A 14,618-nucleotide genomic window follows, 5' to 3' on the forward strand; every position below is an offset into this window, starting at 1 on the left:
ATAGGCGCGCACTGACAACCGGCCGCCGAAGCCCCCGCCAACGCAGACGCCCCCCACGCACCCGCCAGAGCCGACCTACCCTTGCTGCCTTCCGGCCCTGGGGGAGTTCAGTCAGATAGCGCCGCGTGAGGGGCTACGCAGAGAGTACCCGATCCGGGCCTGCGGGAACGAGTTCGCGAGCACCCTCCTCGGTCATGTAATGTTCCGACCGGAGGATTCGCCTAGAGGCCTAGGGCGCACGCTTGGAAAGCGTGTTGGGGGCAACCCCTCACGAGTTCGAATCTCGTATCCTCCGCCAGTGCCTCACCGGGCACGATGTCGAAGGGCCCCCTGGAAACAGGGGGCCCTTCGACGTGCGGGCGGAGACGCCCGGCTCCCACCCCGTGAGCTGATCGACGACCCGGGCCGGGACCCCGAGCAGCATGAGCACAGTGGCGGCCGTGCGCCGGGCGTCGTGAAGCCGGCCGCCCCGAACCTTCGCGTCTTCCAGTAGCCGCTTCCGGTCGGGCACCCGTGCTTTCACCCGGGACGCACGCGGTTTGCGCACAGCTTGAGGCATCCAGCGGGCACTGTGTGGCCTCTCCGAGGGCGGTTCGGACGGCGCGGTGCGCCCGGTGAGCCGTGGCTCCGGGCCAGCGGCACCCGGCAGGCCCCTCACCAGGTAGGCCGCGCCGACACGCCGCCGTCCACCACCAGGTCGTGCCCGGTGATCCAGGAGGCGAGAGGGGAGGCCAGGAAGACGCAGGCGTCGGCGACGTCCTCGGGGCGTCCCAGGCGGCCGGTGGGGGTGGCGGTGAGCCAGCGGTGGACTCCGTCCAGCCAGGTGCCGGAGAGGCCCGGACGGTCGATCAGGCCCGGGGAGACCGTGTTGACGCGGATGCCGTCGGGGCCGTACTCCAGCGCGGCCGCGCGGGCGTGCGTCACGACCGCCGCCTTGGCCGCGCCGTAGTGGGCGTGGCCGGGGGCGGGGTGGCCCGCCTCGATGGAGGCGATGTGGGTGACGGTGCCACCGCCGTGCGCGCGCAGGTGGGACGCGGCGGCCTGGGTGCAGGCGAAGACGCTGGTGAGGTCGGTGTCGACCACCGCGCGCCACTCGGCCGCGGTCATCCCGGGCAGGGGCTGGACCGGCTGCACGGCCGCGTTGTTGACCAGCGCGGTGAGCCGGCCGCCGGACCACTCCAGGGTGTCGTGGACCAGGCGGTGGCAGGCGTGCTCGTCGCTCAGGTCCGCGCTCAGGACGACCGCCTCACCGCCCGCCTCCCGGATCCGCTCGGCGGTCTCCCCGGCCGCGGTGACCGCCGTACGGCAGTGCAGCGCGACCGCCGCGCCCTGTTCGGCGAAGCGCAGCGCGATGGCGCGGCCGATGCCGCCGCCCGCGCCGGTCACCAGGGCGGTCTGTCCGTCGAGGAGGCTCATGGGCGGCACAGTTCCCTGATCCGGGCGGCCTCGGCGGGGTAACGCGCCGTGAGGTCCGCCGCGTCCCCGTGTTCGTAGTCCGCGTAGGTGAACCCGGGGGCCGTCGTGCAGCCGAAGAACGTCCAGGCGCCGCCGGGGGCCACCCGCGCCCCCATCCAGGTGCGGGCCGGGACGGTCAGCTGGAGCCGCTGTCCGGCGCGCAGGCCGGGGCCGAGGACGGCGGTGCGGGTGGTGCCGTCGGGGGCGAGGAGCAGCAGGTGCAGCGGGTCGCCGAGGTAGAAGTGCCAGACCTCGGCGTAGGGGAGGCGGTGCAGGGCGGAGTAGTCGTCCGCCGTGAGCAGGGCCACGATGGCGGCGCCCTCGGGGCGGCCGTCCGCCCGCTCGGGCCCGGCCCAGGTACGCCGGAACAGACCGCCCTCGCGGGGGATCGGTTCGAGTCCGTAGTGCGCGATCAGCTCGTGCGGAGTCGTCACCCCCGGAAGGCTACCCCCGCTCTACCCGCGCTCCAGGAAGGCGAGTTGGGCGTGCTTCTCGGGCAGGTACACGTCGGGGAGGTCCACCTCGGGCAGGACGACGGCCGGTCCGGGCACGAAGCCCTGGCGGACGAAGCGGGCGATCGCCCTGGCGTTGCGGACGTCCGGGTCGACCACGAGCCGGCGCCTGCCGAGGGCGGTGAGCGCGTACGTCGTCAGGACCGTGAGCAGCGCGGAGGACCAGCCGGGGCGGGCGCCGGCGGCGCCGGCGGGGGCGAGGAGGACGTGCACGCCGAGGTCGCCGGGGCGGACGTCGTAGCACTCGCCGACGCGGTCCGCGGCGGGCTCGTACGTCTGGAACAGGGCGGCCGGGACGCCGTCCTTGGTGACCAGGTGTGCGTGATGGGTGTCCAGGGTGGCCATGTGGGCGTAGATCTCGGCGACCTGGTCGCGGCCGAGGCCGGTCATGCCCCAGAAGACGGCGCGTTCCTCGCTCACCCAGGCGTGGATCACGTCCGCGTCGGCGGCGGGGTCCAGGGGACGGACGCGGACGGTGCCGAAGCCGTCGACGTGCCGTTCGTACGCCGGGTACGGGTCAGTGCTCATGCGGGTGCTCCAGGGTGCGGTCCGGGGTGAGCCGGTTCCAGTCGGTGACGACGGGGGCGAGTTCTCCCCCGAGCCACAGCGGGAGTTGGTCGTGGTGGTGCGGGCTGCCGGGGACGCCGTCGGCGCCGAAGGGGACCACCCAGCGGCTGGCGTCCCGGTCGGCGAGGTCCCAGACCCAGCGGGCGGCGGGGCCCCGGGCGGCGAGGTCGGTGAGGCCGGGCACGGCGGAGGTGCACAGCACGCAGTCGTGGTCGCCGGCCAGACCGGGGGTGGCGAGGCCGTCCGGCAGGGCCTGCCAGGGGGCGAGGCGATGGGTGTCCGACCAGGTGCCGGCGGGGGGTTCGGCGGCCACCTCCTCAAGTGCCGTGCGGACGAGGGACGGACGGTCGATGCCGTACAACTCCTCGGCGCGCAGCAGGTGTTCGAGGGCGTATCCGACGCGCGGGACGAGTGCCAGCCAGGGCCGCAGCACCTCCGGGTACTCCGTCGGAGCGGTGAGCGGCGCGAACACCGGTCGCGCGGCGAGCAGTCGTACGACGGCGCCGCGCAGCGCCGCGTAGACGGCCGCGTCGGTGCTGTCGGCGTCCATGCGGCGGTCCCACGCGAGCAGGCGGTCGCGCAGCCGGGCCGCGGCCGGGGTCAGACCGTCGAGCGCGGCGAGGTGGCCCAGGAGGGGCGCGGCGGAGGCGAGGTGGGTGTCGGTGTGAATCGCGGCCATGTCCCCGGCGCTCCAGCGGCCACCGGCGTCGAGGAGGGCGCGGATGCGGTCGGCACGGTGCGGCGGGGCGAACTCCACGCCGAGCGGGGCGGCCGGGCCGCGCTGGTTGGCCATCACGGCGACGCCCTCCGGGACGGGGGCGTACGGCATCTCGTGCCAGCCCCGCCAGTCGTGGCCGGGGCGCCAGGCGGGTACGGGGTGGAGGAGGTTGGCCCGTGCGCGCAGCGGGACGCGCCCGGCGACCCTGTGCAGGGTGCCGCCCGCCGTGTCGGCGGCCTGGACGACGTTCACCGGCTCGCACCAGGCGTCCAGGGCCCGGTCGACGTCGGCGACGTTCCTCGCGCGCAGCAGCCCGAGCAGCGCGCCGAAACCGAGGTCCTCCGTGACGCGGGGCGGATGGCGCAGGGTGAGCGCCTCGCCGTCGGCGGCCCGTGGCCCGTACGACGTCCCCGGGCCCCCCGCGATCACGGGCCCCCGCTCCGTCTCGATCACCTCGACCTCGACCGGCGCCTCCCCCGCGACCTCCAGGGTCTGTGTGTGCGCGTGCGCCGGGTGCCAGTGCCCGTCCGGGCCCAGTGCCGTCACCGAGGAGCCCTCGCGGCGCAGGCGTTCGCGGTAGAGGTCCTGGTAGTCGGCCATGGCGTTGGTGATGCCCCAGGCGACCGCGCCCGCGTGGCCGAAGTGGGGGAGGCCGGGGACGCCGGGGACGGCGAGGCCGAGGACGTCGAACTCGGGGCAGGCCAGGCGGATCTGCTGGTAGACACCGGGGTCCTCGATGAAGCGGTGGGGGTCGCCGGCGAGCAGCGGGTGCCCGGTTGCGGTGCGGGCGCCGGAGATCAGCCAGCCGTTGCTGCCCGCCGTGCCGGGCCCGTCCGTGGCGAACAGGCCCACCGCCTCCGGGCCCAGGTGCCGGATCGCCCGCTCGCGCCAGAGCTTGGCCGGGAAGCCCGCGAAGAGGAGGTGGGTCGAGAGCCAGACGGCGAGCGGGGTCCAGGGCTCCCAGCGGCCCGGGGCGAGCGCGGTGCGGGCGAACTCCGGGGCGCGGCGGGCGCCGGCCGGCAGGCCCTCGTTGACGCCGTCCGCGTACGACCGCACCCAGTGCGCCGTCTCCGGGTCCCGGCGCTCCAGCGCGGCGAAGCAGCGGCGGGCCGTGTCGGCCAGGCGGGCCCGGCGGGCGAGGACGTCCCAGGGGAGCTCACCGGGGCCGAGGAAGGAGGCGGACGTGCCCTGGGCGCGGTGCCGTTCGACCTCCAGCTGCCAGGCCCGGTCGAGCGCGGTGACCCGGCCCTGGGCGCGGGCCAGTCCATGGACGTCCGCCGCGCGCAGGTGGGGGATGCCGAAGGTGTCGCGGTAGGTCTCGCTGGTCACCCCGGACCCTCCAAATCTTAGGTTAGCCTTGCCTAATTTCCAATGAGGGGAATCGTACGCGACGCGCGATCACCCGCGACGCGGGATCATCGACCCATGGACGTCACCCTGCACCTCGCCCAGGACCCGGCGGCCGACGCGCTGCTCGGACGCTCGCCCCTCGCCGCGCTCACCGGGATGCTGCTGGACCAGCAGGTCCCGATGGAGTGGGCCTTCAAGGGACCCAGGACCATCGCCGACCGGCTCGGCGCCGAGGACCTGGACGCGCACGAGATCGCCGCGCGGGACCCCGAGGCGTTCGCCGCGCTGCTCTCCGAGAAGCCGGCCGTGCACCGCTATCCGGGCTCCATGGCCAAGCGCATCCAGCAGCTGTGCCAGTACCTCGTCGAGCACTACGACGGGGACGCCGAGGCCGTCTGGCGGGGTGTCGGCAGCGGCGCCGAGCTGCTGAAACGCCTGGAGGACCTGCCCGGGTTCGGCCGGCAGAAGGCGCAGATCTTCCTCGCGCTGCTGGGCAAGCGGCTCGGGGTCGCGCCCGAGGGCTGGCGGGAGGCGGCCGGCGCCTACGGCGAACCGGATTCCCACCGGTCCGTCGCCGACATCACCGGACCGGACTCGCTCGCCAAGGTGCGCGCCCACAAGCAGGAGATGAAGGCTGCGGCCAAGGCGGCGAAAGCGGCCCGGAAGTAGCACCGGGAACGGGCCCGGGGGTAAGCCTGGTGGCCCACCCGGGTGGCGGGGAGCGCGGAGCCGTTCCGAGCATGGAGCATGACCGAGGCATCGCAGCACGGCCCGGAATGGGGACGTGAGTTCGACGACCAGCGCGTCCACGGCGGACACCCGCCGGGCGCCCCGCACGATCCGCAGGCGCGCCGCGAGCGCCATGAGGCCGAACCACCGGTCGAGGGGCCGCTGCACGCCCTGGCCGAGGCCGTCTGGCAGGTGGTCCTGGTCACCGGGATCGCCTCGCTGGTCCTGGGCGTCCTGGTCCTGGTGTGGCCGGGCCACTCCCTGGCCGTGGCCGGCGTCCTCTTCGGGATCTACCTCCTGGTCAGCGGTGTGTTCCAGCTGACCGCCGCGTTCGGCACCCACCGGGCGACCTCGCTGCGGGTGCTGGCGTTCATCAGCGGCGCCCTGTCGATCCTGCTCGGCCTGCTCTGCTTCCGCGGGCCCATGCAGTCGACCCTGCTGCTCGCTCTGTGGATCGGCATCGGCTGGCTGATCCGCGGGGTCACCCACACCATGGCCGCGATCTCCGACCCGCGGATGCCCGCGCGCGGCTGGCAGATCGCGCTCGGCATCCTGACCTTCGTGGCCGGGATCGTGCTGATCGACTCGCCGTTCCGGTCGGCGGCCGTGCTGACCCTCGTCGGCGGCATCTGGCTGGTCGTGGTCGGCATCACCGAGATCATCACCGCGTTCCGCATCCGCCACCGGGCGAAGCAGGTGCCGCAGACCGTCTGAACCCGTTTCCGTACCGCCGGGCCCGGCGCGGTCGCCGCCTCCGGTCCGGCGGTCCGCGCGCTCACCGCCTGCGGCGCGCCGTCCCGAACAGGGACCGGGTGATCTCGCGGCCCAGCTGGGTGCCGACCGAGCGGGCCAGGGACTTGAACATCCCGCTGCCGACGACCTGTTCGACCAGCGTGGGCTCCTCCTTCGCCGGACGCTCGCGCGGGGCGGCGGGCGGCGGTGCCTGCACCGCCGCGGCGCTCAGCTTCTCGTACGCCGACACGCGGTCCACAGCCTGTGCATAACGGTCGTGGAGCGGCGAGGCACGCACCGCGTCGTCGAGTTCGGCCGGATCCAGCGGGCTCATCAGGGACTCGGGGGCGCGCAGCCGGGTGGCGGCGACCGGGGTGGGGGCGCCGGTCTCGCCGAGCACGGTCACCACGGCCTCGCCGGTGCCGAGACCGGTGAGCAGTTCCTCCAGGTCGTACGGCGATCTCGGGAAGGTCCGCACGGTCGCCCGCAGCGCCTTCCCGTCGTCCGGGGTGAAGGCCCGCAGGGCGTGCTGGACGCGGTTGCCGAGCTGGCCGAGGACGTCGGCGGGCACGTCCTTCGGGGTCTGGGTGACGAAGAAGACGCCGACGCCCTTGGAGCGGATCAGCCGCACCGTCTGCGTGATCGAGTCCAGGAACGCCTTGGACGCGCCGTTGAACAACAGGTGCGCCTCGTCGAAGAAGAACACCAGCTTCGGCCTGTCCGCGTCGCCGATCTCGGGCAGGTCGTGGAACAGGTCGGCCAGCAGCCACATCAGGAAGGTGGAGAACAGCCGCGGTCTGTCCTGCACGGCGGGGAGTTCGAGGACGGAGACGACGCCCCGGCCGTCGTCCGCCGTCCGCAGGAAGCCGGCCGTGTCGAACTCCGGCTCCCCGAAGAAGTCCGCCATGCCCTGCGCCTCGAAGACGGTGAGCGAGCGCAGGATCACCCCGGCGGTGGCCGCGGAGAGCCCGCCGATGCCCATCAGCTCGGGTTTGCCCTCGTCGGAGGTGAGAAAGGCGACGACCGCCCGGAGATCCTTGAGGTCGATCAGTTCCAGGCCCTTGGTGTCGGCGTAGTGGAAGATCAGGCCGAGGGACTGCTCCTGGGTCTGGTTGAGCCCGAGCACCTTGGACAGCAGCACCGGTCCAAAACTCGTGACCGTGGCGCGCACCGGGATGCCGTGGCCGAGGCCGCCCAGCGCGTAGAACTCCGCCGGGAAACCGGCCGGGGTCCAGCGCCGGCCGACCTCGCCGGACCGCTGCCGCACCCGCTCGTTCTCCTGGCCGGGGCGCGCGATGCCGGACAGGTCGCCCTTGATGTCCGCGAGGAACACCGGCACCCCCTGCGCCGACGATTGCTCGGCGATCAGCTGGAGGGTCTTGGTCTTGCCGGTGCCGGTGGCGCCCGCGACCAGGCCGTGCCGGTTGAGCGCGGCCAGCGGGACGCGGACCGGGGCGTCCGCGTGGCAGGCGCCGTCCCACAGGAGGGCGCCGAGGCCGAGGGCGGGTCCGGAGAAGGCGTATCCGGCGGCGATCTTCCGGGCCGGCCCGGGGAGCCCGGCGGGGCCCGGGGTGTCCGCACCGGGGCCCGCACCGCGGTCCGCGCCGGGGTCCGCACCGGGCTCTGCGTCGCGGTCGCTCATCTGGTCCCCTGTCCCTCCGACACGGCCCTCGCTGCCGATAGACGGCATTCATCCCGCTTGCGGAACCTTTTCAAGCGTCGCACTCCGGCGCCATGGCTGCGCCCGGAACGTCTGGGCCGGTAGGCTTTCCGTGTGATCTTCAAGCGCATCGGAAACGGCCGGCCGTACCCCGATCACGGCCGGGAAAGCACCCGGCAGTGGGCGGACGTCGCGCCGCGCCCGGTCCGCCTCGATCAGCTCGTGACGACCAAGCAGCAGCTGGACCTGGAGACCCTGCTCGCGGAGGACTCGACGTTCTACGGCGACCTCTTCGCGCATGTCGTGAAGTGGCAGGGCGACCTCTACCTGGAGGACGGCCTGCACCGCGCGGTGCGTGCGGCGCTCCAGCAGCGCCAGGTGCTGCACGCGCGGGTGCTCGAACTCGACTGACGGCCGGCCGGGGCCTGGGCCGAGTACGCCGATCGGCCGCGCGGAGCCCGCCGATTGACCCTTTCGGGTTCCACTGAGCGCCCTCGACTGATCATCTAATAGGCATCCCAGCCTCGGCGCACTACGCTGCGTTCATGAGCATGCTGACTCCCCCCGGCATGGGCGGCAAGTACCGGATCACGGGGACGAAGTACCCCCGGATGCGCCGGCCCCGGCGGCGAGGCCGGCTGGTCGCGGCCGTACTGGCCTCCGTGTGCACGCTCGGCCTGCTCGGCTGGGGCACGCTGGAGCTCATCGACGTCTTCAGCGGGGGCGGATCGACCGCCGGCGCCGCGAAGCGATGCCCCGCCGAGGGCAAGGCCGACGCGGCGCGGGCCGCGACCGCGCACGGCGGGAAGGTGCTGCCCCCGCCCGGCCGGATCACCGTGAACGTCTACAACGCCACCCAGCGCACGGGCCTCGCAAAGGACACCGCGGACCAGCTGAAGAAGCGCGGGTTCAAGATCGGTGACGTCGGCAACGCCAGTGCGGACTACGACAAGAAGGTGAAGGGCGCGGGAGTGGTCCTCGGGCCGACCTCCGCGGTCGGCACGTCCCTGCCGGTGCTCGGCGCGCAGGTCGCGGGCGCGGAGCAGCGCCCCGACGGGCGCAAGGGCGCCACGCTCGACCTCATCCTCGGGGACGGGTTCAAGGGGCTGGTGAAGGCGGCCGACGCGAACAAGGCGGTGACGGCCCTGACCGCCCCTTCGACCACCGTCGACCCGGTGAAGAAGGGCTGCTGAGGCTCCGTCGCCGAGTGCGGGTCCGCACCGGCCGCTCGCGCCCGCGCGGCCGGGCCGCGCACCGGCACGGACCCGCGCCCCTCCGGGGCGCGGGAAGCCGCTGTTACTCCGCCGCCCCGTACAGCCTGTCGCCCGCGTCGCCCAGGCCCGGGATGATGTACCCGTGCTCGTTGAGGTGGTCGTCGACCGCGGCCGTCACCACCGTCACCGGCGTGCCCGCCAGTTCGCGCTCCATCAGCTCGACGCCCTCGGGCGCGGCCAGCAGGACCACGGCCGTGACGTCGTCCGCGCCGCGCCGGATCAGCTCGCGGATGGCGGCGACCAGGGTGCCGCCCGTGGCCAGCATCGGGTCGAGGACGTAGACCTGGCGGCCCGAGAGGTCCTCCGGCATCCGGGTGGCGTACGTGGAGGCTTCGAGCGTCTCCTCGTTGCGGATCATGCCCAGGAAGCCCACCTCGGCGGTCGGCAGCAGCCGGACCATGCCGTCGAGCATGCCGAGACCGGCGCGCAGGATCGGCACGACGAGCGGGCGGGGGCGGGCCAGCTTGACGCCGGTGGTGCGGGCGACCGGCGTGTCGACGTCGACGACCTCGGTGCGCACGTCCCGCGTGGCCTCGTAGGCGAGCAGAGTGACCAGTTCGTCGGCGAGCCGGCGGAAGGTCGCGGAGTCGGTGCGCTGGTCGCGCAGCGTGGTGAGCTTGTGAGCGACCAGGGGGTGGTCGACGACGTGGAGGCGCATGCCCATAACGGTACCTGCGCCCCGGACCGGTCCGCGCTGGCGTCAAACCCGCCGTCCGGGGCAAGGTGACAGGGACGGACTGGGGTGGTGTGACGTGTCTGACCTGCCTGATACTCCCGATGACGCGCAGGGGACCAGGGCCGCGGATCCCGAGGCCGAGGCCGAACGGCGGCGCCGTAGAGCCCGGTTCCTGCGCGAGCTGGCCGAGGCCCGTGCCCTGCGCGACCGGGTCCAGCCGCGACGCGCCAAGGCGGCCCGGCTGCGTCACGCGATGCGGATGCGCACCTTCCGTTGGTAAGGCCGGGGCCATGAGCTGGGACCCCTGGGCAAGAAGCGGGTGAGGAAGATCGCCGACCGGGCCGATGTTTCCGCGGCGGGCGTGCGTGAGCCTCCGGCAAAGCCGCGTACGATCCGCAGGTGGCCGCAATGAGAGCGCTGGTGACTCTGTGACGATTCACGCTCGAAACCGCCAGACACAGGGAGCCGAAGACGTCCCCTGAACGCCTTGTTTCTGCCACGATTCCGAGTGGGTGGGGCTCGGAGCCCAGCTCTCTCCGCCCAAGAACCTCCGCCGGGGGGACCCCCAACCGGCACGCCTATGACCAGTGGGAGAGTCACGGTGTACTTCGCCGCACTGCTCGCGCGCACCGAAGACGGGTGGGAAGCGAGCGACACAGAGCTCGACGATGTGGAGACCCTGTCGGATCTGGCCGACCTGGCCCGTGAATCCTCCCCCGAGGAGGACACGGTGCTCGTCCTGATCGAGCAGGAGGACGCGTGGTTCGGCGTCGTTCGCGTGGACGGGGAGGACGACCCCCGTATCTACGTCTCGGACGCGGCCGCCGCCGCCCGCAGCGCCTACGGTGAGCTGCTGCTCACCGATGAGCTGCTGGGCCGGGAGCCCGGCGCCGCCGACGGCCCCGACCTGGACGAGCTCGACCTCGACGGCACCGAGGACGGCGAGTCCGAGGCCGATGACGACGGGGACGAGGAGGGCGGCACGGGCGACGCGGTGCCGCACAGCCCGGTCGGCGACAGCGAGATCCTCGACGACCTGGGCATCAGCGAGAAGGAACTGCGCTCCCTGGACGCCGAGGACGCGCTCGGTTCCATCGCCGAGGCCCTGGGCGCCTCGGAGGTGCTGGAGACCGTCCGCTGACCGCGGGACGACCGGTGGGCGGCACCCGTGCGGCACCGGACCCGGTGCGTGACCCCTGGCGGGACGCGATGCGGCTCGCCCTGGCCGAGGCCGAGGCCGCCGTCCGGGGCGGAGACGTCCCGGTCGGCGCCGTCGTCCTGGCCCCGGACGGTACGACGGTGCTCGCCACCGGGCACAACGAACGCGAGGCCACCGGGGACCCGACGGCCCACGCGGAGGTCCTGGCGATCCGGCGGGCCGCCGCGCGCCTCGGCGAGTGGCGGCTGACCGGCTGCACGCTCGTGGTCACCCTGGAGCCCTGCACCATGTGCGCGGGCGCGCTGGTGCAGTCCCGGGTGGACCGGGTGGTCTACGGCGCCCGGGACGACAAGGCGGGCGCCGCCGGCTCGCTGTGGGACGTGCTGCGCGACCGGCGGCTCAACCACCGTCCGGAGGTCGTCGAGGGCGTCCTCGCGGGGGAGTGCGCCGCGCTCCTCACCGAGTTTTTCCGGGATCGCTGAACACCGATTTCGAACCACGCCCCGCCGTGCTGTAAGGTCTCCCTCGGTAGCGTGTCCGAGCGGCCGAAGGAGCTCGCCTCGAAAGCGAGTGTGGCGCAAGTCACCGAGGGTTCAAATCCCTCCGCTACCGCTTCCGAAAGGGCCCCGTCACACGACAGGGCCCTTTCTGCATACACCCAAATCCTCCCGCGCGGCGGGCCGTTGGCCATGAATGAAGGCGTGAACGTTACACTCACCGCCGGCAAGCACGGGCCCGACGGGCCATGGACACACGGGAGGGCCGCGGTGGCGGTGAACGCGAAGAAGATCGCCCTGTACGCGCTCGTGGTCTTCGTGCTGTACGTGATCATCACGGACCCGGCCAAGGCGGCCGGCTACGTCCAGATAGGCTTCGAGGGCATATCGGACGCGGCCAGGGCCATCGGGGACTTCATGACCTGGGCCGCCAACGGAGGAAAGAACTGAGGTACTCCGCATGATCCGCCACCTGGTCCTGTTCAAGCTCAACGAGGGCGTCGAGCGCGACGATCCGCGGGTCGTGGCGGGCGTGGCGGCCTTCCGGGCGCTGCCGGAGCAGATCGAGGAACTGCGCTCCTGGGAGTGTGCCTGGAACATCACCGACCGGCCGATCGCCTACGACTTCGCGATCAACTCGGCGGTCGAGGACACCGGCGCCCTCCAGCGATACCTGGAGCATCCGGCCCATCAGGCGGGCGTCGCCCTGTGGCGCGAGTTCGCCACGTGGGTGATCGCGGACTACGAGTTCTAGACCCCCCTCCCACCGACTCACCCCGAAGCCTCCCGCCGCTCAGGCGGGGGGCTTTCGCGCGTTTCACGCCCCAACTTGTCAATGTTTGAACACAACACGGCGTTAACCGGTGCTTGCACACAGTGCACATGTCTTGTGATGCTATGACCGCTTTTGACGGATGATTGACCGAAGAGGTGGCGTTGACCGTGCCGGCCAGTACTGCGCCACCCCAGGAGGAGGCTCCCGTCCCCGCCTCTGCGCCCCCAGGGAAACGCCGCGGCGCGGACACCCGGGCCCTGACCCAGGTGCTCTTCGCCGAGCTGAAGGACCTCGCCCCCGGCACGCCGGAGCACAACCGGGTACGGGGCGCGCTCATCGAGGCGAACCTCCCGCTCGTGCGCTACGCCGCCGCCCGCTTCCGCTCCCGCAACGAGCCCATGGAGGACGTGATCCAGGTCGGCACCATCGGCCTGATCAACGCCATCGACCGCTTCGACCCGGAACGGGGCGTGCAGTTCCCGACCTTCGCCATGCCGACCGTCGTGGGCGAGATCAAGCGGTACTTCCGGGACAACGTCCGCACCGTGCACGTGCCGCGCCGGCTGCACGAGCTGTGGGTGCAGGTCAACAGCGCCACCGAGGACCTGACCACGATGCACGGCCGCTCCCCCTCCACCGCCGAGATCGCCGAGCGGCTGCGGATCAGCGAGGAGGAGGTGCTCAGCTGCATCGAGGCGGGCCGCTCGTACCACGCCACCTCTCTGGAGGCCGCACAGGAGGGCGACGGGCTGCCCGGACTGCTGGACCGCATCGGCTACGAGGACCCCGCCCTGGACGGCGTGGAGCACCGCGACCTGGTCCGCCACCTCCTGGTCCAACTCCCCGAGCGCGAACAGCGGATCCTGCTGCTGCGCTACTACAGCAACCTCACCCAGTCCCAGATCAGCGCGGAGCTCGGCGTCTCCCAGATGCACGTCTCGCGGCTGCTCGCCCGCAGCTTCCAGCGGCTGCGCTCGGCGAACCGCATCGACGCGTAACCGGGGACAACGGCCGCCCCACCAGAGGCCCGGCGTATAACAGAGCCCCGGGCGCATACCGGGCAAGTCGACGGTCGCACGGTGGGCGCACCGAAGCACACACCCGAACGGCCCTGCATCGCAAACCCGATCGAGCGCTCACCGCCGCGAGCGATTCGCTCACCAGGGCTGTTGCCGCCGCCGAGGGCCCGAAAGCCCGTCAGACCCCTTTTATCCAGGGGCGATTCGGATCTCTCGTGTCGACATGTCACTACAGCGTGTTGCCGACATGTGACATTCTGCCGGAGACGCGTTTGCCGGGGCCCTGGCACCGGTATTCAGGTGAAGGCTGCGTTGCTCGACCGACGGCGCGGCCGCGACCGTCCCGCGACCCGAAGGGGGTGGCATGTCCGCAGAACAGGGCAGCTCGAAAGTGCTGACGCCCGCGAAGAGCGAGGCGGCGCCCAAGGAGCTCGACGCACTCGACGTCCTCGACGGCATCGAGGGCGTCACGTCCCTCGACGCCGTGCCGGCCCCGGCCACCCCGCCGACGGGCGAGGCCATCGACACCCGCACCCTGTCCCGCTCCCTGTTCCTGCGCCTGGCCGCGCTGGAGGAGAACAGCCCCGAGCGCGCCTACGTCCGGGACACCCTGATCGAGCTGAACCTGCCGCTGGTCCGCTACGCGGCGGCGCGCTTCCGCTCGCGCAACGAGCCGATGGAGGACATCGTCCAGGTCGGCACCATCGGCCTGATCAAGGCGATCGACCGCTTCGACTGCGAACGGGGCGTGGAGTTCCCGACGTTCGCGATGCCGACGGTGGTCGGCGAGATCAAGCGCTTCTTCCGGGACACCTCCTGGTCGGTGCGCGTCCCGCGCCGCCTCCAGGAGCTGCGCCTGGCCCTCACCAAGGCCAGCGACGAACTGTCCCAGAAGCTGGACCGCTCCCCCACGGTGACCGAACTGGCCGCCGCCCTCGGCGTCTCCGAGGAGGACGTGGTCGACGGCCTCGCGGTCGGCAACGCCTACACCGCCTCCTCGCTGGACTCCCCGGCCCCGGAGGACGACGGCGGCGAGGGCTCCCTGGCCGACCGGCTGGGTTACGAGGACACGGCCCTCGAAGGCGTGGAGTACCGCGAGTCCCTCAAGCCGCTGCTGGCCAAACTCCCGCCCCGGGAGCGGCGGATCATCATGCTGCGCTTCTTCGCGAACATGACCCAGTCGCAGATCGGCGAGGAGGTCGGCATCTCCCAGATGCATGTCTCCCGGCTGCTCACCCGGACCCTGGCCCAGCTGCGCGAGGGCCTGATCTCGGACTGAGGGTTCCCGTCCGGCGGAGCGCCGGCCACGCGGCCGGACGCCCCGTCACGGGACGCCTCGTACGACGGCATGGTCACCCGGCCGCCGGCGCGCCCTCGCGGGAGCCTCGGCGGCCGCCGTGTGCCTGGGTCCGGCCCCGGGGGGTGCGCCGGCCCGGACGGCGGGGGCGGCCCTGCCGCGGCGGGCGGTGCGGGCCGTGCGAGCCCGGTCGAGGCG

General features: G+C 72.8%; 17 protein-coding genes, 2 tRNA genes, 1 other RNA gene and 1 pseudogene. 13 read left to right on the forward strand and 8 right to left on the reverse strand.

Translation table 11 applies throughout. The features are described from left to right. Positions 1-42 precede the first annotated feature (42 nt). Positions 43-137: signal recognition particle sRNA small type (ffs, locus tag VT52_RS26815), an RNA gene on the reverse strand. Between the two features lie 73 nt (positions 138-210). Here ffs and VT52_RS26820 point away from each other — a divergent pair. Further along, a tRNA-Ser gene (locus VT52_RS26820) sits at positions 211-298 on the forward strand. A gap of 57 nt (positions 299-355) precedes the next feature. On the opposite strand, the pseudogene VT52_RS38980 reads toward VT52_RS26820, so the two are convergent. From VT52_RS38980 to VT52_RS26840, 5 genes and pseudogenes are all read right to left on the reverse strand, one after another. Beyond that, positions 356-505: pseudogene (locus VT52_RS38980) on the reverse strand (site-specific integrase); the annotation flags it as partial. Between the two features lie 149 nt (positions 506-654). Then, positions 655-1,416: an SDR family NAD(P)-dependent oxidoreductase gene (locus tag VT52_RS26825; RefSeq protein WP_046424619.1), complete on the reverse strand. Its 762-nt coding sequence runs from the start codon at positions 1,414-1,416 to the stop codon at positions 655-657. Beyond that, positions 1,413-1,889, reverse strand: coding sequence for a cupin domain-containing protein (locus VT52_RS26830; protein ID WP_046424622.1), 477 nt, complete (start codon positions 1,887-1,889; stop codon positions 1,413-1,415). The genes VT52_RS26825 and VT52_RS26830 overlap by 4 nt, the downstream gene beginning before the upstream one ends. A gap of 21 nt (positions 1,890-1,910) precedes the next feature. Continuing rightward, positions 1,911-2,495, reverse strand: a complete 585-nt coding sequence (locus VT52_RS26835; protein ID WP_046424624.1) for a GNAT family N-acetyltransferase — start codon at positions 2,493-2,495, stop codon at positions 1,911-1,913. Further along, entirely contained in the window at positions 2,485-4,581 is a 2,097-nt protein-coding gene (locus VT52_RS26840; protein WP_046424627.1) for a penicillin acylase family protein, read from the reverse strand. The genes VT52_RS26835 and VT52_RS26840 overlap by 11 nt, the downstream gene beginning before the upstream one ends. A gap of 96 nt (positions 4,582-4,677) precedes the next feature. On the opposite strand from VT52_RS26840, the gene VT52_RS26845 reads away from it, so the two are divergent. Both VT52_RS26845 and VT52_RS26850 read left to right on the forward strand, forming a co-directional pair. Continuing rightward, positions 4,678-5,271, forward strand: coding sequence for an HhH-GPD-type base excision DNA repair protein (locus VT52_RS26845; protein ID WP_046424631.1), 594 nt, complete (start codon positions 4,678-4,680; stop codon positions 5,269-5,271). A 78-nt stretch (positions 5,272-5,349) separates the two neighbouring features. Continuing rightward, positions 5,350-6,045, forward strand: a complete 696-nt coding sequence (locus VT52_RS26850; protein WP_046424632.1) for an HdeD family acid-resistance protein — start codon at positions 5,350-5,352, stop codon at positions 6,043-6,045. Between the two features lie 61 nt (positions 6,046-6,106). Here the strand turns inward: VT52_RS26850 and VT52_RS26855 are convergent, their stop codons facing one another. After that, positions 6,107-7,705 carry a helicase HerA-like domain-containing protein gene (locus VT52_RS26855; RefSeq protein WP_046424634.1) on the reverse strand — a complete coding sequence of 533 codons (1,599 nt, stop codon included), beginning with the start codon at positions 7,703-7,705 and terminating at the stop codon, positions 6,107-6,109. Positions 7,706-7,837: 132 nt separating this feature from the next. On the opposite strand from VT52_RS26855, the gene VT52_RS26860 reads away from it, so the two are divergent. Both VT52_RS26860 and VT52_RS26865 read left to right on the forward strand, forming a co-directional pair. Beyond that, on the forward strand, positions 7,838-8,134 hold the full coding sequence (locus VT52_RS26860) for a type II toxin-antitoxin system VapB family antitoxin (protein ID WP_004943146.1): 297 nt from the start codon (positions 7,838-7,840) through the stop codon (positions 8,132-8,134). Between the two features lie 134 nt (positions 8,135-8,268). Further along, on the forward strand, positions 8,269-8,916 hold the full coding sequence (locus VT52_RS26865) for a LytR C-terminal domain-containing protein (protein WP_079175284.1): 648 nt from the start codon (positions 8,269-8,271) through the stop codon (positions 8,914-8,916). A gap of 103 nt (positions 8,917-9,019) precedes the next feature. On the opposite strand, the gene upp is transcribed toward VT52_RS26865, so the two are convergent. Next, positions 9,020-9,655 carry a uracil phosphoribosyltransferase gene (gene upp / locus VT52_RS26870; protein WP_046424662.1) on the reverse strand — a complete coding sequence of 212 codons (636 nt, stop codon included), beginning with the start codon at positions 9,653-9,655 and terminating at the stop codon, positions 9,020-9,022. Positions 9,656-9,758: 103 nt separating this feature from the next. Here upp and VT52_RS38985 point away from each other — a divergent pair, with 103 nt between their 5' ends. The 8 genes from VT52_RS38985 to VT52_RS26910 all read left to right on the forward strand — a co-directional run bounded on the left by VT52_RS38985 (position 9,759) and on the right by VT52_RS26910 (position 14,402). After that, positions 9,759-9,953, forward strand: a complete 195-nt coding sequence (locus VT52_RS38985; RefSeq protein WP_046424664.1) for a hypothetical protein — start codon at positions 9,759-9,761, stop codon at positions 9,951-9,953. A gap of 321 nt (positions 9,954-10,274) precedes the next feature. Continuing rightward, positions 10,275-10,814, forward strand: coding sequence for a tRNA adenosine deaminase-associated protein (locus VT52_RS26880; RefSeq protein ID WP_046424638.1), 540 nt, complete (start codon positions 10,275-10,277; stop codon positions 10,812-10,814). Positions 10,815-10,882: 68 nt separating this feature from the next. After that, entirely contained in the window at positions 10,883-11,314 is a 432-nt protein-coding gene (tadA, locus tag VT52_RS26885; protein WP_046424665.1) for a tRNA adenosine(34) deaminase TadA, read from the forward strand. Between the two features lie 45 nt (positions 11,315-11,359). Further along, positions 11,360-11,444 (forward strand) — tRNA-Ser (locus VT52_RS26890). 155 nt (positions 11,445-11,599) lie between these two features. Continuing rightward, positions 11,600-11,779 (forward strand): hypothetical protein, encoded by a 180-nt coding sequence (locus VT52_RS26895; RefSeq protein WP_046424641.1) that lies wholly within the window; start codon positions 11,600-11,602, stop codon positions 11,777-11,779. A 10-nt stretch (positions 11,780-11,789) separates the two neighbouring features. Beyond that, positions 11,790-12,083: a Dabb family protein gene (locus VT52_RS26900; protein WP_046424643.1), complete on the forward strand. Its 294-nt coding sequence runs from the start codon at positions 11,790-11,792 to the stop codon at positions 12,081-12,083. 164 nt (positions 12,084-12,247) lie between these two features. Continuing rightward, positions 12,248-13,102 (forward strand): RNA polymerase sigma factor SigF, encoded by an 855-nt coding sequence (locus VT52_RS26905; protein WP_079175286.1) that lies wholly within the window; start codon positions 12,248-12,250, stop codon positions 13,100-13,102. 385 nt (positions 13,103-13,487) lie between these two features. Next, a complete protein-coding gene (locus VT52_RS26910) occupies positions 13,488-14,402 on the forward strand; it encodes an RNA polymerase sigma factor SigF (RefSeq protein WP_046424646.1) in 915 nt (304 codons plus the stop codon). Positions 14,403-14,618: the final 216 nt, after the last annotated feature.

The sequence above is a fragment of the Streptomyces malaysiense genome, from assembly GCF_000980885.2.
In the GTDB taxonomy this organism is placed as follows: Bacteria; Actinomycetota; Actinomycetes; order Streptomycetales; family Streptomycetaceae; genus Streptomyces; species Streptomyces malaysiense.